Source organism: Sedimentitalea todarodis, from assembly GCF_032595355.1.
Classification (GTDB): domain Bacteria; phylum Pseudomonadota; class Alphaproteobacteria; order Rhodobacterales; family Rhodobacteraceae; genus Sedimentitalea; species Sedimentitalea todarodis.
Genome location: NZ_JASMWN010000001.1, coordinates 441,113 through 464,054 on the forward strand (window position 1 = coordinate 441,113; position 22,942 = coordinate 464,054).

Here is a 22,942-nt window from a genome sequence, read left to right on the forward strand (position 1 = left end):
ATTAAACGGGAGGAGATCGCGATGTTCAATGCTTCAATGCAGTTTGACCTGGGCGAGGATGTGAATGCGCTGAGGGACATGGTGCATCGCTGGGCGCAGGACCGGGTCAAACCGCTGGCCGCAGAAGTTGACAGCACGAACACGTTTCCGGCGCATCTTTGGAAAGAGATGGGCGATCTGGGCCTGCTCGGCATTACCGTCCCCGAAGAATACGGCGGTGCGGAGATGTCCTATCTGGCCCATGTGATCGCGGTCGAGGAAATCGCCCGGGCGAGCGCGTCGGTCTCGCTCTCATACGGTGCACATTCCAACCTCTGCGTGAACCAGATCAAGCTGAACGGCACCGACGAGCAGAAACAGAAATACCTGCCGGGGCTGGTCTCCGGCGAGCATGTCGGCGCGCTGGCGATGTCCGAGGCCGGGGCGGGCTCCGATGTCGTGTCGATGAAGCTGCGCGCGGAAAAGCGCAATGATCGCTTTGTCCTGAACGGCACCAAGTACTGGATTACCAATGGCCCGGATGCGGATACGCTGGTGGTCTATGCCAAGACCGATCCCGAAGCGGGCAGCAAGGGCATCACCGCCTTTCTGATCGAAAAGAGCATGAAAGGGTTCAGCACCAGCCCGCATTTCGACAAGCTGGGCATGCGCGGGTCAAACACCGCCGAACTGATCTTTGAAGACTGTGAAGTGCCGTTCGAGAACGTGCTGGGCGAAGAGGGGCGCGGCGTTGCTGTCCTGATGTCCGGGCTCGACTACGAACGCGTGGTTCTGGCCGGGATCGGCACCGGCATCATGGCCGCCTGTCTGGACGAGATCATGCCCTACATGGCCGAGCGCAAACAGTTCGGAAAACCGATTGGTAGTTTCCAGTTGATGCAGGGCAAGATGGCCGACATGTACACGGCGATGAACAGCGCCCGCGCCTATGTCTACGAGGTGGCCAAGGCCTGTGATCGGGGCGACGTGACCCGTCAGGATGCCGCCGCCTGTTGTCTCTATGCGTCAGAGCAGGCGATGGTTCAGGCGCATCAGGCCGTGCAGGCGATGGGCGGCGCCGGATACCTTTCCGACAACCCGGTTGGCCGCATCTTCCGCGATGCCAAGCTGATGGAAATCGGCGCGGGCACCAGCGAAATCCGCCGGATGCTGGTGGGCCGCGAAATGATGGGGACCATGGGGTGAGCCACACCAAGCCCTGTCAGATTTCGCTTCGCGACGGTCGCGTGCGGTTTTGATCGCTGAAGTGCTTTATGTTCGTGTTGAGTGTTGCCCTGCAACGCTCTTACAAAAAACGAAAATTCGAATTGTCGATGGATTGCCGGTGACTGTCGCCCGGACGGTGGCCAGCCAGGAAATCAAACGTCGCGCTGCGGCGCAACAGGAGGCTGAACAGTGAGACTGACATCAAGCGCTCTCCCGTCTTCGGACGGTTTCAAGCAGAACCGCACTGCGCATCTTGCGGCGCTGGAAACCATCCGCGCCGCCGCCGGGGCTGCCCGGTTGGGCGGCGGAGAGAAATCCCGCGCGCGCCACGAAAGCCGGGGAAAGATGTTGCCGCGCCGACGGGTTGCGAACCTGCTTGATGCCGGCTCGCCCTTCCTTGAGATCGGCGCAACGGCGGCGCACGACATGTATGGCGGTGCGGCGCCCTGTGCCGGCGTGATCGCCGGGATCGGGCGGGTGCATGGCCAGGAGGTCATGGTCGTTTGCAACGACGCCACGGTGAAGGGTGGCACCTACTACCCGATGACCGTCAAGAAACACCTGCGGGCCCAGGAAATCGCCGAGGAAAACCATCTGCCCTGTATCTACCTGGTGGATAGCGGCGGGGCGAACCTGCCGAACCAGGACGAGGTGTTCCCGGACCGGGACCATTTCGGGCGGATTTTCTACAATCAGGCCCGGATGAGCAGCAAGGGGATCCCGCAGATCGCCGTGGTGATGGGATCCTGCACAGCTGGTGGTGCCTATGTGCCCGCGATGTCGGATGTCACCATTATCGTGCGCGAGCAGGGGACGATCTTTTTGGCCGGTCCGCCACTGGTCAAGGCCGCGACCGGTGAAGTCGTCAGCGCCGAGGATCTGGGCGGTGGCGATGTGCACACCCGCCTGTCGGGCGTGGCGGACTACCTGGCCGAAGACGACGCGCATGCACTGGCGCTCGCCCGGCGTGCGGTTGAATCGCTGAACCGGGGCAGACCCGCGACCGTGCAATGGGAAACACCCGAAGAGCCGGCCCATGATCCCGAAGAGCTTCTGGGCGTTGTCCCCGCCGATCTGCGCACGCCTTACGATATCCGCGAGGTCATTGTCCGGCTGGTGGATGGCAGCCGGTTTGATGAATTCAAGCCCCGCTTTGGCGAGACGCTGGTCACCGGGTTTGCCCATCTCAGGGGCTGTCCGATCGGCATCATCGCCAACAACGGCGTGCTGTTTTCCGAGGCCGCCCAGAAGGGCGCGCATTTTGTCGAACTCTGTTCGCAACGCAAGATCCCACTGGTCTTTTTGCAGAACATCACCGGCTTCATGGTGGGCCGCAAATACGAGAACGAAGGCATCGCGCGACACGGGGCCAAACTGGTGACCGCCGTCGCCTCGACCAATGTGCCCAAGATCACCATGCTGGTCGGCGGCTCGTTCGGGGCGGGGAATTACGGCATGGCCGGTCGCGCCTATCAGCCGCGCTTTCTGTGGACCTGGCCCAACAGCCGCATTTCCGTCATGGGGGGCGAGCAGGCCGCCGGGGTTCTGGCGACGGTCAAGCGTGATGCAATCGAACGCGGCGGTGACGAATGGTCGGCAGAGGAGGAGGCCGAGTTCAAACGCCCCACCATCGAGATGTTCGAGCATCAGTCACATCCGCTCTATGCCAGTGCGCGGCTGTGGGACGACGGGGTCATTGACCCGCGCAAATCGCGCGACGTGCTGGCGCTGAGCCTGTCCGCCGCCCTGAACGCGCCAATCGAGGACACGCGGTTCGGCGTGTTCCGGATGTAGGCCCTTTTTCTTGCTGAAAATATCCCGGGGGTCCGGGGGCTGGCCCCCGGCAACCCGCACTGCCAAAGGAGCAGAGTGATGTTCGATACGATCCTGATTGCCAATCGCGGTGAAATTGCCTGCCGGGTCATGGAAACCGCGCAGAGGATGGGTGTCCGGTGCGTCGCGGTCTATTCCGATGCCGACGCCGGGGCCAGGCATGTGCAGATGGCCGATGTGGCGGTGCATATCGGCGCGTCGGCCCCGGCCGAGAGCTACCTGAAAGGCGAGCGCATCATCCGCGCCGCGCAGGAATCGGGGGCGCAGGCAATTCATCCCGGCTATGGTTTCCTGTCCGAAAACCCCGATTTCGTTGATCAGGTCGAGGCGGCGGGGCTGATCTTTATCGGCCCTTCGGGCGATGCGATCCGCAAGATGGGCCTGAAAGACGCGGCCAAGGCCTTGATGGAAGAGGCCGGCGTGCCGGTGGTGCCGGGCTATCATGGTGCCAATCAGGATCCTGCGCATCTGGCGGCAGAAGCGGACACAATCGGTTATCCCGTGCTGATCAAGGCCGTTGCGGGTGGCGGCGGCAAGGGCATGCGGCTGGTCGAGAAACCCGCAGATTTCGCCGCCGCGCTGGACAGCGCACGCAGCGAGGCGCGGACGGCGTTCGGCAATGACGCCGTGCTGGTTGAGAAATTCGTCGCCAAACCGCGCCACATCGAAGTGCAGGTCTTTGGCGATGGTACACACGCCGTGCATCTGTTTGAACGGGACTGTTCCCTGCAACGCCGCCACCAGAAGGTGATCGAAGAGGCCCCGGCCCCCGGCATGACCGAAGAGATGCGCAGCGCCATGGGACAGGCCGGTGTGCGGGCCGCCGAAACCATCGGCTATTCCGGTGCCGGTACGGTGGAGTTCATTGTCGATGCCAGCGACGGGCTGCGCCCGGATCGCTTCTGGTTCATGGAAATGAACACGCGGCTTCAGGTCGAGCATCCGGTGACCGAGGCGATCACCGGCGTCGATCTGGTGGAGTGGCAATTGCGTGTCGCATCGGGCGAGGCGCTGCCCGCAGCGCAGGACGATCTGTCGATCAACGGGCATGCCTTCGAGGCCCGGCTCTATGCCGAGGACGTGCCAAAGGGGTTTCTTCCCGCGACCGGAACGCTGACCCATCTGTCTTTCCCCGAGGGCTGCCGCGCCGACAGCGGCGTCCGGTCCGGAGATGTGATTTCGCCCTGGTACGACCCGATGATCTCCAAGGTCACGGTTCATGGACCGACCCGCGCCGTCGCGCTGGCCCGGCTCGACCGGGCATTGGCACAGACCCAGGTGGCGGGGACGGTGACGAACCTGGCATTTCTGGGCGCGCTGGCCCGGCATGACGGATTTGCCTCGGGCGATGTGGATACCGGCTTGATCGGACGCGATATCGAAACGCTTGTGGTCGCGGCAGAACCTGCGCCCTGTCATTTTGTGGCGGCGGGGATGGTCGCGCTGGACGTCACGGGTGGTGATTGGGCGACGGGTTTCACCCTGTGGGAGCCCTTGGTGCGTGCGGTGTCGCTCGCGTGGCAGGACGAGCCGACAGAGTTGCAGATGCGGGCCGAGGGACCGGACCGGCAAATCTGGACCGTGGGCGAGGACGAGGTCATCGCGGTGCGGGTCAGTGGCCGCTGGCTGATCGGCGGCGACCCGATGCCAGAGGCAGCGCTGGCAGAGGGCGTGGTCACGGTGTTTGACGCCTATGGCCTCGCCTTTGACATAATTGACCCGCTCGAACGGGCGGCGGGTGCTGCCGGGGACGGCAACCTGATCGAAGCGCCGATGCCCGGGTTGGTCAAGGCGGTGTTTGCCGAGGTCGGGCAGGCGGTTGCCGCCGGCGACAGGCTGGCGGTGCTTGAGGCGATGAAGATGGAACATGCCTTGCTCGCCGCGCGCGATGGCGTCGTGGCCGAGGTTTTGACGACCGCCGGTGCGCAGGTCGAGGCCGGTGCGGCGCTGGTGCGGCTTGAACCGGAAGAAGAGTGAACCGCGCGCCGAAAGACGGTGCTAGGGTCGGGCAGTCCAAACTGCGTTGGGAGAGACGATGAGCGATACTGTTGAGATTTTCGAGGTCGGGCCGCGTGACGGCTTGCAGAACGAAAAGCGCGAGATTCCGGTCGGGGAGAAAATCGCACTGGTCGATTGCCTCAGCGGCGCAGGCTTCACGCGCATCGAGGTGGCGAGTTTCGTGTCGCCGAAATGGGTTCCGCAGATGGCCGGGAGTGGCGATGTGCTTGCGGGAATCACGCGGGCCCCCGGCGTTCGGTACGCGGCGCTGACGCCGAACATGCGTGGTTATGACGATGCGCGCACCGCCGGCGCCGACGAGATTGCGATATTTGCATCCGCCAGCGAAGGATTTTCAAAGGCGAATGTAAACGCGACCATTGCCGAATCGATCGAGCGCTTCAAACCGATCCTCGAGGCGGCACGGCATGTGGATCTGCCGGTGCGCGCCTATATCTCCTGCGTCACGGATTGTCCGTTCGATGGCAAGACGGATCCGGCCAGGGTTGCGGAACTGGCCGATACCCTGTTTGCACACGGCTGCTATGAAATCTCGCTGGGCGACACCATCGGACAGGCCACGCCTGACAGCATCGCGCGGATGCTGATCGCCGTGCGCGACCACGTACCGGTGTCGCGACTGGCGGGGCATTACCACGATACGGCGGGTCGGGCGCTTGCAAATATCGACGCCTCGCTGTCGCTTGGGGTGCGCGTCTTTGATACTGCTGTCGGCGGTCTGGGCGGTTGCCCCTATGCGCCCGGTGCCAGCGGCAATGTCGCAACCGAGGTGGTGGCCGAGCATCTCGAGCGCCTGGGCTATGATACCGGGCTGGATCTTGATGTGCTGCGCAAGGCGGCGGGCATGGCGCAGGCCATGCGCGGTGGTGAGGCGTGATGTATCAGACAATCGACATCATCACCGATGACCGGGGCGTCGCGACGCTGACGCTGAGCCGTGCGGACAAGCACAATGCCATGTCGGGCGAGATGATTGCCGAGTTGACAGCGGCCGCGGCGCAACTGGCGTCAGACGCTGCTGTGCGTGTCGTCGTGCTGGCGGCGGAGGGGAAATCCTTTTGCGCGGGCGGCGACCTGGGCTGGATGCAGGCGCAGATGGCAGCAGATGGCGAAACGCGGTATCGCGAGGCGCGCAAGCTGGCCGAGATGCTGGGGGCGCTGAACACCCTGCCCAAACCGGTGATCGGGGCGGTGCAGGGCAATGCCTTTGGCGGTGGGCTGGGCCTGATCAGCGTCTGCGACGTGGCGATCGGGGCGGATCACATCAAGATGGGGCTGACCGAGACCCGGCTGGGCCTCATTCCGGCGACCATCGGGCCCTATGTCGTGGCCCGGATGGGCGAGGCGCGGGCGCGGCGCGTGTTCATGTCGGCCCGTCTGTTCGGGGCTGCCGAAGGGATTGATCTGGGCCTGTTGGCGCGCATCGTGCCCGCCGAGGACCTTGCCGGGGTGGTCGAGCGCGAGGTGGTGCCATATCTGTCCTGTGCGCCGGGTGCTGTGGCGTCAGCCAAGCAACTGGTGCGCGATCTGGCCCCGACGGTCAACGAGGCGGCCATCGACATGACGATCCGCGCCCTTGTCGACCGGTGGGAAACCGAAGAGGCCGCAGAGGGGATCGGCGCGTTCTTTGACAAGCGCAAAGCCGCGTGGATGAGCTGAGCGACCTCAGCCGAACAAGGCCAGCGTTTCATCCCAAAGGCGCGTGATGATGCGGTCCGCAGGCTCGTCCGGCGCGCGGGCCGCGGATTGTCCGGCCCAGGCCTGCATCGCATCGATGTTGCCGTCTTTCGCCGCCCTGGACCGCATCGGCCCGGTCAGCGCCCGTTGTATGGGGTAGGGGGCAGGGGCGGGGCCATCGGACATGGCATAGGCATTGCGCACGGAGCGGCCCAATCGCCCGGAAAACGCCGTTGTCGCGATGGTGTCTTCCGGTGCCGTGCGGGCGAGTGCGGCGGCCCAGGCCGGGTTGGTCTGTGCCTCGGGTGCGCGCAGGAAGCCGGTTCCGATCTGGACCGCCGACGCCCCCAGGACCAGCGCCGCCGCGATGCCACGTGCATCGACGATGCCGCCGGTTGCCACCACCGGTACATCTACGGCATCGGCCACGGCGGGCAGCAGGGCAAACAGCCCGACCAGCGCGCTTGCTGCCTGATCCGCATCAAACGCCCCGCGATGACCGCCGGCCTCCATGCCTTGCGCGATGATGACATCCGCGCCCGCCGTGGCAGCGGCGCGCGCCTCGGCAACCGTCGTGACAGTTGCAAACCACTTGATGCCCCGCGCTTTCATCTCTGCCACGACATCCGGCGGATAGAGGCCCATGATCGATGACATCGCCGCGGGCGAGGCCGCCAACATGGCCCGGCATTGTTCGTCAAAGTCCGGCAGCGGCGCCTCTGCGGCATCGGCAGGGACGCTCGGCCCCCAATCCGCGAGGTGATCGCGCAGGCGCGCCTCGTGCTGCGCGTCGCGGTTCGGGACCGGGTCGGGTATCCAGATGTTCATCTGGAAACTACCGTTCGATGTTTCGCGCATGTCGCGGGCCCAACCGCCGATCTGGTCCGGGGTCATCAACAATGCTCCGCAGGCTCCCATGCCACCCCCGGCCGCAACCGCCGCCGAGAGCGAAACCGGGCATGCCCCCGCCATCGGCGCGAGCAGGATTGGTCGGCTCAGGCCGAGATTCCGGGCGAATTCGCTGGCGCGTCTCAGGGCCGAATGCATTGTGTTCTCCGCCATTGTGAGAGTGGTTTTCACCATGAACACATGGCGGCAGCCGCGCGTCAAGCCGCCCCGACGCGGGATCAGATTCCCCATTTTATCACAGGACTGCGGCGATAACGCCTCTTCGCAAGCGGTTCCCTTGGTTGACCCCCCGGATTGGCAAGAGTAGACAAATCCCTAGTCAGCGCCGTGTGATACCGTGCGCAGCAAAAATGGAGACGCTCGTGGAAGAGATGTTGCGGGAATACCTCCCGATCCTGGTGTTTCTGGTCGTCGCGGCCGGTCTGGGAATCGTTCTGATCCTGGCAGCGGTGATCCTGGCTGTGCGCAATCCCGACCCCGAAAAGGTCAGCGCCTATGAATGTGGCTTTAACGCCTTTGACGATGCGCGCATGAAATTCGATGTCAGGTTCTACCTCGTCTCGATCCTGTTCATCATTTTCGATCTGGAAATCGCGTTCCTGTTCCCATGGGCCGTCGGGTTCAAGGATCTCAGCGATACGGCCTTCTGGTCGATGATGGTGTTCCTTGCCGTGCTGACGCTCGGTTTTGCGTATGAATGGAAAAAAGGGGCAATGGAATGGGAGTAGGTGAGACTGCATTGCAGACGAACGGAAACACTGCCGGCCCTGACCGCGAGGTCGCGACGCAGGCCCTGAACGCCGAACTGCAGGACAAGGGCTTTCTGCTGACCTCCACCGAAGATATCATCAACTGGGCCCGCACCGGCAGCCTGCATTGGATGACCTTTGGGTTGGCCTGCTGCGCGGTCGAGATGATGCATACATCGATGCCGCGCTATGATGCGGAACGGTTTGGCATCGCGCCGCGCGCCTCTCCGCGCCAGTCGGACGTGATGATCGTTGCCGGGACGCTGACCAACAAGATGGCGCCCGCCCTGCGCAAGGTCTATGATCAGATGCCCGAGCCGCGCTACGTGATCTCGATGGGGTCCTGCGCCAATGGCGGTGGCTACTATCATTACAGCTATTCAGTGGTGCGCGGATGCGACCGCATCGTCCCGGTCGATATCTATGTGCCGGGGTGCCCGCCGACCGCAGAAGCGTTGCTCTATGGCCTGATGCAGTTGCAGCGCAAGATTCGCCGCACGGGGACGATTGTACGATGAGCGCCGCATTGAACGAACTGGGCACCCATATCGAGTTGAAGCGCCCTGATTGCGTGTTGGCATGGGATGTGACCCATGGCGAGTTGAACGTGGATGTGACGCCTGCGTCGCTGGTGCCATTTGTCGAGTTTCTGAAATCGGATGTGAACTGCCGGTTCTCGTCGCTGGTCGATATCACGGCGGTCGATTATCCCGAGCGGGCAAAACGCTTTGATGTCGTCTATCACTTCCTGTCGATGTACCAGAACCATCGGATCCGTCTGCGTGTCGGCGCTCGGGAAGAGGATATGGTGCCGTCGATCATCGACGTTCACCCCTCGGCCAACTGGTTTGAGCGCGAAGTCTTTGACATGTTCGGCATCCTGTTCTCCGGCCACCCCGATCTGCGCCGTATCCTGACGGACTATGGTTTTCGCGGGCATCCGCTGCGCAAGGATTTCCCGACCACCGGCTATACCGAGGTGCGCTATGACGAGGCCGAAAAACGCGTGGTCTATGAGCCCGTATCGCTGGTGCAGGAATACCGGCAGTTCGATTTCATGAGCCCTTGGGAAGGTGCCGAATACATCCTGCCGGGGGATGAGAAGGAGGCGGCGAAATGAGCGAAGTCACCGGAACCTGTCTCTGTGGAGCCTGTCGTCTGACGGCAGTATTGAAGGAAACGACCGCCGGCATCTGCCATTGCCGCATGTGCCGGAAATGGTCGGGGGGCATGATGGTCTCTGTCGAATGCACCCGTCTTGATTTCGCTGCCGATGCCCCGATCGGCATCTATCGTGCAAGCGAATGGGGCGAGCGCGTGTTTTGCAAACAATGCGGCTCGTCTCTGGCCTGGCGCATGCAGGACGGCTCTCATCAGGTTGTTTCGGTACAGGCTTTCGACGATCCCGGGGCCTTTCCGGTGGTTGCCGAGATTTTTTACGATGAGAAACCGAACAGTTATGCCTTGGCGGGCGAGACGATGAAGCTGACCGGCGCGCAAGTGTTCGAGATGTTTGCCCCCAAGCCGGAAGGCGGTGCATGATGGGTGGCTTCTGGTGGCTCATTCTGTCGGCATTGACTGCGATCCCGATGGTCAAGCTGTTGCCGTTCTTTGGCATCAACAAATACTGGGCCGCGGCCTGTCTTGTCCCGTTCGGAACCATCGCGCTGCTGTGGTGGATGGGGATCAAACTGCAAGAGCTGGAGAAACTGTAGATGGACGGCTCGAAATTTGACGATGGATCAACCGACGCCCTGACCGGCGAACAGAAGATCCGCAACTTCAACATCAACTTCGGCCCGCAGCACCCTGCGGCGCATGGGGTGCTGCGGCTGGTGCTCGAACTCGACGGCGAGATCGTCGAGCGCTGCGATCCGCATATCGGCCTTTTGCACCGTGGCACCGAAAAGCTGATGGAAAGCCGCACCTATCTGCAGAACCTGCCCTATTTCGACCGGCTCGACTATGTGGCGCCGATGAACCAGGAACATGCGTGGTGTCTGGCCATCGAACGGCTGACCGGCGTCGAGGTGCCGCGCCGCGCCAGCCTGATCCGGGTGCTTTACTCCGAGATCGGCCGGATCCTGAACCACCTGTTGAATGTGACGACACAGGCGATGGACGTGGGCGCGCTGACTCCGCCGCTCTGGGGTTTCGAAGAGCGTGAAAAGCTGATGGTGTTCTACGAACGCGCCTGCGGTGCGCGTCTGCACGCGGCCTATTTCCGGCCCGGTGGCGTGCATCAGGATCTGCCGGACGATCTCATTGACGACATCGAAACATGGTCCGCCGATTTCCCGCGCGTGCTGGCCGATATCGATGGACTGCTGACCGAAAACCGCATCTTCAAGCAGCGCAACGCGGATATCGGCGTCGTCTCCGAGCAGGACATTCTGGACTACGGATTCTCCGGCGTCATGGTGCGCGGCTCGGGTCTCGCCTGGGATTTGCGCCGCTCGCAGCCCTATGAATGCTATGACGAATTCGACTTTCAGATCCCGGTCGGCAAGAACGGCGATTGCTATGACCGTTATCTCGTCCGCATGGAAGAGATGCGCCAGTCGCTGCGCATCATCGACCAGGCCATCGAAAAGCTGCGCGCGCCCGAGGGCAAAGGCGAGATTCTGGCCCGAGGCAAGATCACACCGCCGTCGCGCAGTGACATGAAGACCTCGATGGAGAGCCTCATCCATCACTTCAAGCTCTATACCGAAGGCTTCCATGTCCCCGCGGGCGAAGTCTATGCCGCCGTCGAAGCCCCCAAGGGCGAATTCGGCGTCTACCTCGTGGCCGATGGCAGCAACAAACCCTACCGCGCCAAGATCCGCGCGCCGGGGTTCCTGCATCTGCAGGCGATGGACTATGTCGCGGGCGGCCACCAGTTGGCCGACGTCGCGGCAATCATCGGAACCATGGACGTGGTGTTTGGGGAGATCGACCGGTGATGCCGTCCCGCCCTTTTCATCTTTGTCAAAATACTCCCGCCGGAGGCGTCCCACGTCTCAGCGTGAACAGAAAGACGATCTAATGCTTCGCCGTCTCTATCACGATCAGCCCGAGAGCTTTGCCTTTACCGATGCCAACATGGCCTGGGCCGAGGCGCAGATCAGCAAATATCCCGAAGGCCGGCAGGCCAGCGCGATCATTCCGCTCTTGTGGCGTGCGCAGGAGCAGGAAGGCTGGCTGTCGCGTCCGGCGATAGAAACCGTGGCCGACATGCTGGGCATGGCCTATATCCGTGCGCTCGAGGTCGCCAGTTTCTATTTCATGTTCCAGCTTCAGCCGGTGGGCAGCGTGGCCCATATCCAGATTTGCGGCACCACATCGTGCATGATCTGCGGCGCCGAGGACCTGATGGCGGTCTGTCAGGACAAGATCGCCGCGAAACCGCATACGCTTTCGGCAGACGGCAAGTTCAGCTGGGAAGAGGTGGAATGCCTCGGATCCTGCGCGAACGCGCCGATGGCGCAGATCGGCAAGGACTATTACGAAGACCTGACCGTTACCCGTCTTGGCGAGATCATCGATGAACTGGCGGCAGGCAAGGTGCCGGTGCCCGGCCCGCAGAACGGGCGCTATGCGTCCGAGCCGCTGAGCGGTCTGACGAGTCTCAAGGAATTTGACAGCGGCCACACCAAGTACAACGCAAGTGTGCAACTGGCGGTCGATATCGGCGATACCGTCAAGCGCATCGATGGCACCGAGGTTCCGTTGATTGCGCCATGGCGCAAGGACGCGGCAAACAGTGGCGAGAAGCCTGTGGCCCGGCCCGAAACGCCCTCCCCCAAGGCTCAAGCGCCTGCACAGGCAACCGCCAAGGCGACGACAGGGCAGGCCGGTCCTGTCAAACCGTCCAGCCCCTTGCCGGGTCAGGCAGAACTGGCAACCCGCAAGGGCGCGTGGACATACCAAGGCGGCAGTCCGGCGGGACCGGCTGCCGACAAGACCGAGGTCCCGGCCGAAGTTGCCGCCGGCGAGAAGCCGGTATTGCTTGATGCGGCGCGGGACGGCACGCCTGACGATCTGAAACTGATCAAGGGCGTGGGCCCCAAGCTGGAAAGTGTGTTGAACAGCATCGGTGTGTATCACTTTGACCAGGTCGCGGCATGGAGCCCGGCGGAGGTGGCGTGGGTTGACGAGAACCTGATTGGCTTCAAGGGCCGGGTCAGCCGTGACGACTGGGTTGAGCAGGCAAAGAAACTGGCGGCGGGCGAAGACACCGCGTTTGCCGCGCGGGCCAAAGAGGACGGGATTTACGACACCTGAGGGAAAACGACAGCGCGAGGGAACAGAGCCATGACCAGATCAGCAAACAAGACGGGACGAAGCTGGGTTCCCGCAGCAATCGCCGGGGCAATCGTCGGGATCGTGCTTCTTGTTGCGGGGGGCGGTCTGGTCTTTGCCGTGGTCGGCGGTCTGGCGATCTTCGGGATTGGTCTTGTGCTGCTGCCACGGGGCAAGGCGTCGGAAACCGAAGTGACACGCGAGGTCAGCCGCCCTGCGGCGCCGGTTCAACGCGAGGTCCAAACGGCACCGGCGCCGGCGGACCCCGTCGCCACCCCGGCAGAGCCCGAGCCCACGCCAGAGCCGCAGGCGACCGACGTTCAACCTGCGCCGGACGTGACAACGCCGACGGATGCTGAGCAACCCGGCCTGACCGCCAGCACTCTGGTCAAGGCGAGCAAGGCGCTCCCCGGTCAGGTGGACCTCGCCACGCGCAAAGGCTCGTGGCGCTTTGAGAACAAACCCGCCTCGGCATGAGGCAAATGGCAGACGAACCGAAGTGAATGAACGACGAACGCAATCTCGCCATCGCCCGCAAGGGACGACATATCGCTCTGGTGATCGCCGGGACGACGCTGCTTTGGCTTGCGCTTTCGCTTTTCATCGGACCGGCCATCGGCTTGCCGGGGCGCTACGCTCTGCTCTTCGATTTCATTGCCCTGGCTGGATTTGTCTATGCGGGTATCAACACGTTTCAACTCTGGCGCATGCGTCAGGATAGTCAAAGGTAGGCAGCATGCTGAAAGACCAGGATCGGATATTTACCAACCTGTACGGGATGCACGACCGCACTCTGGCCGGTGCCAAGGCGCGCGGTCACTGGGACGGGACGGCGGGGCTGATCCAGAAGGGGCGCGACTGGATCGTGCAGCAGATGAAGGATTCCGGGCTGCGCGGACGCGGCGGCGCGGGCTTTCCCACCGGTCTCAAATGGTCGTTCATGCCCAAGGAAAGCGATGGCCGCCCGGCGTATCTGGTGGTGAATGCGGATGAATCCGAGCCGGGCACCTGCAAGGACCGCGAGATCATGCGCCATGATCCGCATACCTTGGTCGAAGGGTGCTTGATCGCCTCCTTTGCGATGAACGCAAATGCCTGCTATATCTACATTCGCGGTGAGTATATCCGCGAGAAAGAGGCGTTGCAGAACGCCATAGACGAGGCCTATGACGCGGGCCTCTTGGGCAAGAACGCCGCCGGATCAGACTGGGATTTCGATCTCTACCTGCATCACGGGGCAGGTGCCTATATCTGCGGCGAGGAAACCGCCTTGCTGGAGAGTCTCGAAGGCAAGAAGGGCATGCCCCGCATGAAACCGCCGTTTCCAGCGGGCGCGGGCCTTTATGGCTGCCCGACGACGGTCAACAACGTTGAATCCATTGCCGTGGTCCCGACGATCCTGCGGCGGGGTCCTGACTGGTTCTCGAGCTTTGGACGGGCCAACAACGCGGGCACCAAGCTGTTTGCGATCAGCGGGCATGTGAACGCGCCCTGTGTTGTCGAAGAAGCGATGAGCATCAGCTTTGAAGAGTTGATCGACCGCCATTGCGGCGGCATTCGCGGTGGCTGGGACAATCTCAAGGCGGTCATTCCGGGCGGATCATCCGTGCCCTGTCTGCCCGGCAAGATCATGAAAGAAGACTGTATCATGGATTTCGACTGGCTGCGCGAGCAGCGGTCGGGTCTGGGCACGGCGGCGGTGATCGTGATGGACAATGACACCGACATCATCAAGGCGATCTGGCGGCTGAGCAAATTCTACAAGCACGAAAGCTGTGGGCAATGCACGCCGTGCCGCGAAGGCACCGGCTGGATGATGCGCGTGATGGACCGGCTTGTGACGGGAGAGGCGGAGGTCGAGGAAATCGACATGCTTCTGGATGTGACCAAGCAGGTCGAGGGCCACACGATCTGTGCTCTGGGCGATGCCGCCGCCTGGCCGATTCAGGGGCTGATCCGGAATTTCCGTGACGAGATCGAAGACCGGATCAAGCACAAGCGCACCGGGCGCGTCAGCGCCGTGGCCGCGGAGTAGTCATGGAAACTTTCGGAGCATATGGGCCAGTATTGGCATCGGTCGCGCTCTTTGCCGTGGTCGTGATGCTGTTTTCGCCGCTTTCGGCACTTCAGAAGGGCAAGCAAGGGCTTGCACCCGGTGCCGAGCCTGCGGCAGATTACTCTGACCTTGCCTACCGGCTGCACCGGGTGTTCGAGAACGGAACCGATACCCTGTCTATCTTTCTCGCGACCGCGGGTATTGCGGTTCTGGCCGGGGCCAGCCCGTTCTGGATCAACCTTCTCGCGGCGCTGACACTCGCAAGCCGCCTGTTCATGATCTTCGTGCACGTGGCGGCGATCGGAAGTCCGCACAACGGACTACGCAGCATTGCATATGTCGTGGGCTGGGTCTGCATGTTGGCGATGGCCATCCTGGGATTGGTGGCATTGCTGTGAGCGAAACACAGACATATCATCTGGCAGAGCTGAACATCGGCCGCCTGCTGGCACCCACCGACGATCCGCGCGTGGCCGAGTTCATGGCAAATCTCGACCGGATCAACGGCTTGGGCAAACGGATGCCGGGGTTCGTCTGGATGATGGAAGGCTCGGGAGAACCGGGCACCGGCAATACCGAGAACAGCATTGGCGGTGATCCGCAGTTCGTTGCCAATCTGACGGTTTGGGAGGATGTGGCCGCGCTGGAAAAATTCGTCTGGGGAACGGTACACAAGCAGTTCTACGACAAGCGCCAGCAATGGTTCGATATCCTCGCCGATCAGCATTTCGTCATGTGGTGGGTTCCTGTCGGGCATCGCCCGACGCTGGACGAGGCGATGGCGCGTCTGGAGCATATGCGCGACAACGGGCCCGACGAATCCGCCTTTGGCTGGGCGCAGCTTGAACAGGCCAGCATGTGGCGAGGCAAGCGCTGCACCCCTGTGGCGGCGAAATAGGGGCGGGGTATGAGCATAATGCAGAAATTTTCCCTGCCGATATCAGAAAGCAAGGTATCATGAGGCGCTTTCGCTTTGACGAAGATGGCGATGTTGCCGCCGATATCCGAGAGAAATACGGATATGACGGTGATCTGTTGCCGGTGTTTGCCGGCAATACCGGCGTCGTGGTTCACAAGTGGCATCACTACATTCCGATCTATGATCGCTATTTTTCGAGATTTCGCGGCACCAAGGTGCGGTTTCTCGAGATTGGCATCAACAAGGGCGGGAGCCTGCAGATGTGGCGCAACTATCTTGGCGAGGATGCGGTGATCTACGGCATCGACATCAACAAGGATTGCGCCCGGTTCGACGGGCAGGCCGCGCAGGTGCGCATCGGCAGCCAGGCAGATCCGGAGTTCCTGAATGCGCTGGTTGACGAGATGGGCGGTGTTGATGTGATTCTGGACGATGGCAGCCACCGCATGCCGCATGTGCGGGCCTCGTTCGAGGCGTTGTATCCGCGTCTGGAAGAGCATGGCATCTACATGATCGAGGATCTGCACACCGCTTACATCGAGAAATATGGCGGCGGGTATCGCAGCAATCAGAACTTTTTCCGATTTGCCCGTGAACTGGTCGACGACATGCACCGCTGGTATCACAAGAAGGGCATGCGCCACCCTGAACTGGGCAGGGTCATATCGGGCCTGCACATTCACGATTCCATTGCTGTCATCGAAAAAGAACCGGTCTATCGACCCGTTCACTCGCGGGTGGGCTAGAATGAAGATGTCTGTGAAAACGGTTGTGGTCTTGATCGCTGCGGCATTGACGGTGCCGGTTGCCTGCGGACGGGACAATCCCAATCTGGTGCCGTTTGACGGCGTGGTGTTCAAGTCCAAGACCAAGGCTGTTGACAAGAAGGTATCGCGCGCGGATTTCACCTCGACCATCTACAAGGCGACCCAGTCGCTGGATGGCGCGCGCGAGGCTGCGCGCTATCAGGGTACGATCTATTGCGTGACCAATTATGGCACGTCCGACATCGCATGGACGATCGGCCCGGATACCGAAGCCGGGCGTCTGGCGATTGTCGACAACAACATCACCTTCCGCGGGAAATGCGATCCATGAGGGGTTATGCCGCGACAAAAGACGATAACACGCGGATGATATTGCATATCATCGGCCAGACGGGCGCAGTCGGTCTTCCACAATGGAGGACTTTGACATGAACCGACTGAAATCCTGTGCCCTGGCACTTGCCGTCTGTGCCGCCGCTCCGGCGGTTGCCGCGAATTCCAAACCACCGCTGAGCGACGTGCCGGAAATTGAAGGCACGCTGTTCGTGGTTGCCGTTGCGAGCGAGGTGGGCCGCAAGTGCGACACCCTCGCGGGGCGTCGGCTGAAGGGCTACAACATGCTGTTCCAGCTGCGCCGCCGCGCCAATCAGCTGGGTTATACCGATGCCGAGATCCGTGCCTATGTTGAATCCGACAGGGAAAAGGACCGGATGCGCGCGAAAGGCGAAAAATACCTTGAATCCCGGGGTGTCGATGTCGACAAACCCGAAACTTTCTGTGCGTTTGGTCGCGCGGAAATTGCAAAATCCAGCGCGATTGGCGCGCTATTGAAGGCGAGATAGACCATGTCTGACCTGCGCAAGATCAACATTGATGGAACCGAGATCGAAGTTGACGGGGCGATGACCCTGATCCAGGCCTGCGAAGTCGCGGGTGTGGAGATTCCGCGTTTCTGCTATCACGAACGCCTGTCGATTGCGGGCAACTGCCGCATGTGTCTGGTCGAGGTCGTGGGCGGCCCGCCGAAACCGACGGCATCCTGTGCGATGCAGGTCAGGGATTTGCGCCCCGGTCCCGAAGGTCAGGCGCCCGTGGTCAAGACCAACTCGCCTATGGTCAAGAAGGCGCGCGAAGGGGTGATGGAGTTCCTGCTCATAAACCACCCGCTGGATTGTCCGATCTGCGATCAGGGCGGTGAATGCGACCTGCAGGATCAGGCAATGGCCTATGGCGTCGATTTCAGCCGGTTCCGCGAAGCCAAGCGCGCTTCCGAGGACCTTGATCTCGGGCCGCTCGTGGAAACCCATATGACCCGGTGCATTTCCTGCACCCGCTGCGTGCGTTTTACCACCGAAGTTGCGGGTATCACCCAGATGGGCCAGACCGGGCGCGGCGAGGACGCCGAAATCACCAGCTATCTCGGTGAAACGCTCGATTCCAACATGCAGGGCAATATCATCGATCTCTGCCCGGTCGGCGCATTGGTGTCCAAGCCCTATGCATTCACGGCGCGGCCCTGGGAGTTGACCAAGACCGAAAGCATCGACGTGATGGACGCCCTTGGGTCGAACATCCGGGTCGACACCAAGGGGCGCGAAGTCATGCGGTTCCTGCCGCGCAACCATGACGGCGTGAACGAAGAATGGATTTCAGACAAGACACGGTTCGTCTGGGACGGTTTGCGCCGCCAGCGGTTGGATCAGCCCTATATCCGTGAGAGTGGCAAATTGCGCCCGGCGAGCTGGGGCGAAGCGCTTGCCGCGGCCTCTGATGCGTTGAAAGCAGCCAAGGCTCCGGTGGGTGTCGTCGGCGAACTGGCCCCGGTCGAGGCCGCCTTTGCGCTGAAACAGCTGATCGAGGGTCAGGAGGGTGTCGTCGAATGCCGTACCGATGGGGCCAAGTTGCCTGCCGGCAATCGCGGTGCCTATGTTGGAACGGCACGGATCGAGGACGTGGATTTCGCCGAGCGCATCCTGTTGATCGGCACCAACCCGCGCCTTGAAGCCCCGGTTCTGAATTCCCGTATTCGCCGGGCCTGGGCGCGCGGCGCCGACATTGCTTTGGTTGGACAAGCGGCCGATCTGACGTATGAATACGCGCATGTGGGGGATGACCGTGCAGCCTTGCAGCAGGTCGTCGACATGGGCGGAGACGACGAGATTCGCAGCCGAGCGTCGATGGTCATCGTCGGGCAGGGCGCGTTGCAGGACGCCGATGGCACGGCCGTTCTCGCCGCAGCCCAGAAGGTTGCCGAGGCCACTCAGAGCGGATTGTTGATCCTGCACACCGCCGCCGGTCGGGTCGGCGCGATGGATGCGGGGTGCACCAATGACCGTGGCATGGACGCGCTCAACGACGCTGACGTGATCTATAACCTGGGTGCGGATGAGATCGACATCGCCGCCGGAGCCTTTGTGATCTACCAGGGCAGCCACGGGGATCGGGGTGCGCATCGTGCCGACGTGATCCTGCCGGGCGCGGCCTATACGGAAGAGCAGGGTTTGTTCGTCAACACCGAAGGCCGCCCGCAACTGGCGCTGCGCGCCGGGTTCGCGCCGGGGCAGGCCAAGGAAAACTGGGCCATCCTGCGCGCGCTGAGTTCGGAAATGGGGGCGACGCTGCCGTATGACACCCTGGCGCAGCTGCGCAAGGCACTGGTTGCCGACGTGCCGCATCTGGCACGGATCGACGAGGTTCCGGAAAACGAGGTTCAGCTGCTGGAGGGTGCATCTCTGGGCGAGGCGAGCTTTCGTCCGGCGATCAGCGATTTCTATCTGACCAACCCGATTGCCCGGGCCAGCGCGCTGATGGCCGAACTGTCTGCGGCCTCGAAGGCACGCGGACAGGATCGGATCGCGGCGGAATGAACACGACGCCACACATAGCATCGCCACGGGCAGATAATGCCGTGAGCAGGGGCAATATGCGCGGCCAGCCGGCGATATGGGCGCGTCATTTGCGCACAAAATACAATGAAGAGGCTAGTATGTGGCCGGCAGATGCTGTTTACAGCAACTCGTCATCATTGCCATGCGGGCTGGACTCTTCGGGCGCCTGTCTCGTGGTCGCCAAAAGCGCAAAACAACGGAATACCGACGGTGTGAGGACTTATGGCTGATTTCTTTTCCACTCCGGGCGGCATCGCGCTGCTGATTTTTGCACAAGTGCTTGCCGTTGTTGCATTTGTCATGATCTCGCTCCTGTTCCTCGTCTACGGTGACCGCAAGATCTGGGCTGCGGTCCAGATGCGTCGGGGCCCGAATGTGGTGGGTGTGTTCGGTCTGCTGCAATCGGTGGCGGATGCGCTGAAATACGTGGTGAAAGAGGTCGTGATACCCGCCGGGTCAGACCGCGCCGTGTTCCTTCTGGCACCGCTGACGAGCTTTGTTCTTGCGATGATCGCCTGGGCGGTGATCCCGTTCAACGACGGCTGGGTGCTTTCGGATATCAACGTCGCGATCCTCTACGTGTTCGCGGTGTCCAGTCTCGAGGTCTACGGCGTGATCATGGGGGGCTGGGCCTCCAACTCGAAATACCCGTTCCTGGGGAGCTTGCGCTCGGCCGCGCAGATGATCTCGTATGAGGTGTCCATCGGCCTGATCATCATCGGCATCATCATCTCGACCGGTTCGCTGAATTTTTCCGACATCGTGCGGGCGCAGGATGGAGCCTATGGGTTCTTCAGCTGGTACTGGCTGCCGCATTTCCCGATGGTCTTCCTGTTCTTCATCTCGGCCCTTGCCGAAACCAACCGCCCGCCGTTTGACCTGCCCGAGGCCGAAAGCGAACTGGTGGCCGGTTATCAGGTGGAGTATTCGGCAACGCCGTTCCTGTTGTTCATGGCCGGTGAATACATCGCTATCTTCCTGATGTGTGCGCTGACCTCGCTCTTGTTCTTTGGCGGCTGGCTGTCACCAATTCCGGGCTTGCCGGACGGCGTGCTTTGGATGGTCGGCAAGATGGCGTTCTTCTTCTTTCTCTTTGCGATGGTCAAGGCGATCACGCCGCGTTACCGCTATGACCAGTTGATGCGTCTGGGCTGGAAAGTGTTCCTGCCGTTCAGCCTCGGCTGGGTGGTGTTCGTATCCTTCGCGGCAAAATTCGATTGGTTCTGGGGGGCATTCGCCCGCTGGGGCACTGGGGGCTGATAATGGCGACTATCGACTATACCCGCGCGGCCAAATATTTCCTGCTCTGGGACTTCATGGTCGGCATGAAATTGGGGCTGAAGTACTTTTTCGCGCCCAAGGCGACGCTGAACTATCCGCATGAAAAGGGCCCGCTGTCGCCGCGCTTTCGCGGGGAACATGCGTTGCGTCGCTATCCCAATGGCGAGGAACGCTGTATCGCCTGCAAACTCTGCGAGGCGATCTGCCCGGCACAGGCGATCACCATCGATGCCGAACCGCGCGAGGACGGCAGCCGCCGCACTACTCGCTATGACATCGACATGACCAAATGCATCTATTGCGGCTTCTGCCAGGAAGCCTGCCCGGTGGATGCGATAGTCGAAGGCCCGAATTTCGAGTTCGCCACCGAGACCCGCGAAGAACTGTTCTATGACAAGGACAAGCTCCTGGCGAATGGCGACATGTGGGAAGCCGAAATCGCCCGCAACCTCGAACTGGACGCGCCGTACCGATGAACATGACGGAAAATACCGGCGGGCTGGTGCAGCCGATCAAGCGCCCGGCACGCGAAATCGACACGTTGCGCGACACGCTTGATGACGCGCTACGTCGCATTGCAGCATTGGAAGTAGAAGTGGCACGGCTTCGCGGTGAGCTTCCGCAGATTCCGACGGAGAATTTTGAATGACGGACCCACAGAACCCATTCGAAGCAATGATGAAACAGGCGCAGGACATGGCCAAGTCATTCAATCCGGCGCTCGAGAATTTCTCGCCCAAAGGGTTCGAGACGCTGTGGCCGACCATGCCCAAAGAGGTCATGGAAATGTGGTTCGGCAATTCGGTCAACAAAGACGGCCTGGATGCCAAGACCCGCCTCTTGATCACGCTGGCCGGGCTGACCATGCAGGGCGCGCAGGCCGACACTGCCGTGCGCCAGACCGTGCGCCACGCCATCGAGGCCGGGGCACGCAAGCAGGAGATCGTGGAGACCATCGGTCAGATGTCGGTGTTCGCCGGCCTTCCGGCCATGACCCGTGCGATGGATCTTGCGAAAGACGTGATGGACGAAACAGAGGGCGACGAAACATGAGTGTTTTTGCCTTCTACCTCTTTTCGATCAGCGTGATCACCGGTGGCCTGTTCACCGTGATCAGCCGGCAGCCGGTTCATTCGGTGTTGTGGCTGATCCTGTCGTTCATCTCGGCAGCGGGCCTCTTTGTCCTTCTGGGCGCGGAATTCGTCGCGATGTTGCTGGTCATCGTCTATGTGGGCGCGGTTGCGGTTCTCTTCCTGTTTGTCGTCATGATGCTGGACGTGGATTTCGCCGAACTCAAGGCCGAGATGGCCCGGTACATGCCGCTCGCATTGCTGATCGGTCTCGTGATCCTGATGCAGTTCGTCATGGCCTTTGGGGCCTGGGAAAGCAGCCATGTGGCCAGTGATCTGCGTGCCCAGGTGGTGCCGACCGACAGGCACAATACCGAGGCGCTCGGGCTGATCCTCTATGACCAGTATTTCCTGCTATTCCAGCTGGCGGGGTTGATCCTGCTGGTTGCGATGGTGGGGGCCATCGTGCTGACCCTGCGGCACCGCACCGATGTCAAGCGGCAGAACATCGTCGGGCAGATGATGCGCGATCCGGCAACCGCGATGGAACTGAAAGACGTGAAACCGGGGCAGGGGCTGTAACCAATGCTAAACATTGCATCCAGAACACGTTGTCTTGCCGCCGTGACGATCTGGTGTCTGTTGTCTGTCGCAAGCGTCGCCCTCGCGGAAAGCCCGATTACCACGCCTCATGAAATCGACGAGCATTATGAGGTTGCCAGCAAGGATTTTGGCGATGGAACCGTTCAGCTTCATTCCAAGAAGGTAAGCGCGGGTGCAACCACACATTCGATTCATAGCTTTGATTGTACGAACAAGACCTACGCCCCCGTCTATGCCGGCGATGCCAGCCCGGACGAATTTCCGGTGAATTCCCTCGGGTTCAATCTGAGTCCGATTGATGTAACCACCGACGTTGCCCCGCTGGCACAACACGCATGCAAGAAGCACGGTTATCCGTTGCTGGAATGGTGAATCATGATCGGACTTGAACATTACCTCACAGTCGCAGCGACGCTGTTCGTCATCGGGATTTTCGGGCTGTTCCTGAACCGCAAGAACGTGATCATCCTGTTGATGAGCATTGAACTGATGCTCTTGGCGGTGAACATCAACCTTGTCGCGTTTTCCAGCTTTCTGGGCGATCTGGTCGGGCAGGTGTTTACGCTGTTCGTTCTGACGGTCGCCGCCGCCGAAGCCGCGATCGGGTTGGCGATCCTGGTCTGCTTCTTCCGGAACCGCGGCACCATCGCGGTTGAAGACGTCAATATGATGAAGGGCTGA

At 61.6% G+C, this 22,942-nt stretch carries 29 protein-coding genes; 28 read left to right on the forward strand and 1 reads right to left on the reverse strand.

Annotated features, from left to right (window positions below; all coding sequences use genetic code 11):
* Positions 1 to 21 precede the first annotated feature (21 nt).
* The 5 genes from QO231_RS02100 to QO231_RS02120 all read left to right on the forward strand — a co-directional run bounded on the left by QO231_RS02100 (position 22) and on the right by QO231_RS02120 (position 6,717).
* Entirely contained in the window at positions 22 to 1,185 is a 1,164-nt protein-coding gene (locus tag QO231_RS02100) for an isovaleryl-CoA dehydrogenase (protein WP_316772731.1), read from the forward strand.
* A gap of 210 nt (positions 1,186 to 1,395) precedes the next feature.
* The gene (locus QO231_RS02105; RefSeq protein ID WP_316772734.1) at positions 1,396 to 3,000 is read left to right on the forward strand and encodes a carboxyl transferase domain-containing protein; all 1,605 of its coding nucleotides are present in this window, start codon (positions 1,396 to 1,398) and stop codon (positions 2,998 to 3,000) included.
* 78 nt (positions 3,001 to 3,078) lie between these two features.
* Complete coding sequence (locus QO231_RS02110; protein WP_316772737.1) at positions 3,079 to 5,016, forward strand: acetyl/propionyl/methylcrotonyl-CoA carboxylase subunit alpha; 1,938 nt, start codon at positions 3,079 to 3,081, stop codon at positions 5,014 to 5,016.
* A 58-nt stretch (positions 5,017 to 5,074) separates the two neighbouring features.
* Complete coding sequence (locus tag QO231_RS02115) at positions 5,075 to 5,935, forward strand: hydroxymethylglutaryl-CoA lyase (protein ID WP_316772739.1); 861 nt, start codon at positions 5,075 to 5,077, stop codon at positions 5,933 to 5,935.
* Positions 5,935 to 6,717: a crotonase/enoyl-CoA hydratase family protein gene (locus tag QO231_RS02120; protein ID WP_316772741.1), complete on the forward strand. Its 783-nt coding sequence runs from the start codon at positions 5,935 to 5,937 to the stop codon at positions 6,715 to 6,717. The genes QO231_RS02115 and QO231_RS02120 overlap by 1 nt, the downstream gene beginning before the upstream one ends.
* 6 nt (positions 6,718 to 6,723) lie before the next feature.
* Here QO231_RS02120 and QO231_RS02125 read toward each other — a convergent pair whose 3' ends face one another.
* Positions 6,724 to 7,782, reverse strand: coding sequence for an NAD(P)H-dependent flavin oxidoreductase (locus QO231_RS02125; protein ID WP_316772743.1), 1,059 nt, complete (start codon positions 7,780 to 7,782; stop codon positions 6,724 to 6,726).
* A gap of 224 nt (positions 7,783 to 8,006) precedes the next feature.
* Between QO231_RS02125 and QO231_RS02130 the strand changes: the two genes are divergently transcribed.
* From QO231_RS02130 to nuoK, 23 genes are all read left to right on the forward strand, one after another.
* Positions 8,007 to 8,372: an NADH-quinone oxidoreductase subunit A gene (locus QO231_RS02130; RefSeq protein ID WP_316772745.1), complete on the forward strand. Its 366-nt coding sequence runs from the start codon at positions 8,007 to 8,009 to the stop codon at positions 8,370 to 8,372.
* Positions 8,363 to 8,911, forward strand: coding sequence for a NuoB/complex I 20 kDa subunit family protein (locus QO231_RS02135; RefSeq protein ID WP_316772747.1), 549 nt, complete (start codon positions 8,363 to 8,365; stop codon positions 8,909 to 8,911). Before QO231_RS02130 ends, QO231_RS02135 begins: the two co-directional genes overlap by 10 nt.
* The gene (locus QO231_RS02140; protein ID WP_316772748.1) at positions 8,908 to 9,513 is read left to right on the forward strand and encodes an NADH-quinone oxidoreductase subunit C; all 606 of its coding nucleotides are present in this window, start codon (positions 8,908 to 8,910) and stop codon (positions 9,511 to 9,513) included. Before QO231_RS02135 ends, QO231_RS02140 begins: the two co-directional genes overlap by 4 nt.
* Complete coding sequence (locus tag QO231_RS02145) at positions 9,510 to 9,935, forward strand: GFA family protein (protein ID WP_316772750.1); 426 nt, start codon at positions 9,510 to 9,512, stop codon at positions 9,933 to 9,935. The genes QO231_RS02140 and QO231_RS02145 overlap by 4 nt, the downstream gene beginning before the upstream one ends.
* Positions 9,932 to 10,108 (forward strand): hypothetical protein, encoded by a 177-nt coding sequence (locus QO231_RS02150; RefSeq protein WP_316773080.1) that lies wholly within the window; start codon positions 9,932 to 9,934, stop codon positions 10,106 to 10,108. Before QO231_RS02145 ends, QO231_RS02150 begins: the two co-directional genes overlap by 4 nt.
* Positions 10,109 to 11,338 (forward strand): NADH-quinone oxidoreductase subunit D, encoded by a 1,230-nt coding sequence (locus QO231_RS02155; protein WP_316772753.1) that lies wholly within the window; start codon positions 10,109 to 10,111, stop codon positions 11,336 to 11,338.
* Positions 11,339 to 11,420: 82 nt separating this feature from the next.
* A complete protein-coding gene (locus tag QO231_RS02160) occupies positions 11,421 to 12,659 on the forward strand; it encodes an NADH-quinone oxidoreductase subunit E (RefSeq protein WP_316772757.1) in 1,239 nt (412 codons plus the stop codon).
* Between the two features lie 30 nt (positions 12,660 to 12,689).
* Entirely contained in the window at positions 12,690 to 13,154 is a 465-nt protein-coding gene (locus QO231_RS02165; protein ID WP_316772761.1) for a hypothetical protein, read from the forward strand.
* A gap of 26 nt (positions 13,155 to 13,180) precedes the next feature.
* Positions 13,181 to 13,408: a DUF5337 domain-containing protein gene (locus QO231_RS02170; RefSeq protein ID WP_316772764.1), complete on the forward strand. Its 228-nt coding sequence runs from the start codon at positions 13,181 to 13,183 to the stop codon at positions 13,406 to 13,408.
* Positions 13,409 to 13,413: 5 nt separating this feature from the next.
* The gene (nuoF, locus tag QO231_RS02175) at positions 13,414 to 14,712 is read left to right on the forward strand and encodes an NADH-quinone oxidoreductase subunit NuoF (RefSeq protein WP_316772767.1); all 1,299 of its coding nucleotides are present in this window, start codon (positions 13,414 to 13,416) and stop codon (positions 14,710 to 14,712) included.
* Between the two features lie 2 nt (positions 14,713 to 14,714).
* On the forward strand, positions 14,715 to 15,131 hold the full coding sequence (locus tag QO231_RS02180; RefSeq protein WP_316772770.1) for an MAPEG family protein: 417 nt from the start codon (positions 14,715 to 14,717) through the stop codon (positions 15,129 to 15,131).
* Positions 15,128 to 15,631, forward strand: coding sequence for a DUF3291 domain-containing protein (locus QO231_RS02185; RefSeq protein ID WP_316772774.1), 504 nt, complete (start codon positions 15,128 to 15,130; stop codon positions 15,629 to 15,631). The genes QO231_RS02180 and QO231_RS02185 overlap by 4 nt, the downstream gene beginning before the upstream one ends.
* Before the next feature lie 59 nt (positions 15,632 to 15,690).
* A complete protein-coding gene (locus QO231_RS02190) occupies positions 15,691 to 16,398 on the forward strand; it encodes a class I SAM-dependent methyltransferase (RefSeq protein ID WP_316772776.1) in 708 nt (235 codons plus the stop codon).
* A gap of 1 nt (position 16,399) precedes the next feature.
* Positions 16,400 to 16,750 carry a hypothetical protein gene (locus QO231_RS02195; protein ID WP_316772778.1) on the forward strand — a complete coding sequence of 117 codons (351 nt, stop codon included), beginning with the start codon at positions 16,400 to 16,402 and terminating at the stop codon, positions 16,748 to 16,750.
* Between the two features lie 97 nt (positions 16,751 to 16,847).
* Positions 16,848 to 17,261 (forward strand): DUF5333 domain-containing protein, encoded by a 414-nt coding sequence (locus QO231_RS02200; RefSeq protein WP_316772781.1) that lies wholly within the window; start codon positions 16,848 to 16,850, stop codon positions 17,259 to 17,261.
* Positions 17,262 to 17,264: 3 nt separating this feature from the next.
* Positions 17,265 to 19,286 (forward strand): NADH-quinone oxidoreductase subunit NuoG, encoded by a 2,022-nt coding sequence (gene nuoG / locus QO231_RS02205; protein ID WP_316772785.1) that lies wholly within the window; start codon positions 17,265 to 17,267, stop codon positions 19,284 to 19,286.
* 243 nt (positions 19,287 to 19,529) lie between these two features.
* Positions 19,530 to 20,567: an NADH-quinone oxidoreductase subunit NuoH gene (gene nuoH / locus QO231_RS02210; protein ID WP_316772788.1), complete on the forward strand. Its 1,038-nt coding sequence runs from the start codon at positions 19,530 to 19,532 to the stop codon at positions 20,565 to 20,567.
* A 2-nt stretch (positions 20,568 to 20,569) separates the two neighbouring features.
* Positions 20,570 to 21,064 carry an NADH-quinone oxidoreductase subunit NuoI gene (gene nuoI, locus QO231_RS02215; RefSeq protein ID WP_316772790.1) on the forward strand — a complete coding sequence of 165 codons (495 nt, stop codon included), beginning with the start codon at positions 20,570 to 20,572 and terminating at the stop codon, positions 21,062 to 21,064.
* Positions 21,061 to 21,237: a hypothetical protein gene (locus QO231_RS02220; RefSeq protein ID WP_316772793.1), complete on the forward strand. Its 177-nt coding sequence runs from the start codon at positions 21,061 to 21,063 to the stop codon at positions 21,235 to 21,237. Before nuoI ends, QO231_RS02220 begins: the two co-directional genes overlap by 4 nt.
* Positions 21,234 to 21,641 (forward strand): carboxymuconolactone decarboxylase family protein, encoded by a 408-nt coding sequence (locus QO231_RS02225; RefSeq protein ID WP_316772796.1) that lies wholly within the window; start codon positions 21,234 to 21,236, stop codon positions 21,639 to 21,641. Before QO231_RS02220 ends, QO231_RS02225 begins: the two co-directional genes overlap by 4 nt.
* On the forward strand, positions 21,638 to 22,240 hold the full coding sequence (locus tag QO231_RS02230; RefSeq protein ID WP_316772799.1) for an NADH-quinone oxidoreductase subunit J: 603 nt from the start codon (positions 21,638 to 21,640) through the stop codon (positions 22,238 to 22,240). Before QO231_RS02225 ends, QO231_RS02230 begins: the two co-directional genes overlap by 4 nt.
* Positions 22,241 to 22,243: 3 nt before the next feature.
* Positions 22,244 to 22,633 carry a hypothetical protein gene (locus QO231_RS02235; protein ID WP_316772801.1) on the forward strand — a complete coding sequence of 130 codons (390 nt, stop codon included), beginning with the start codon at positions 22,244 to 22,246 and terminating at the stop codon, positions 22,631 to 22,633.
* 3 nt (positions 22,634 to 22,636) lie between these two features.
* Positions 22,637 to 22,942, forward strand: a complete 306-nt coding sequence (gene nuoK / locus QO231_RS02240) for an NADH-quinone oxidoreductase subunit NuoK (protein ID WP_005984024.1) — start codon at positions 22,637 to 22,639, stop codon at positions 22,940 to 22,942.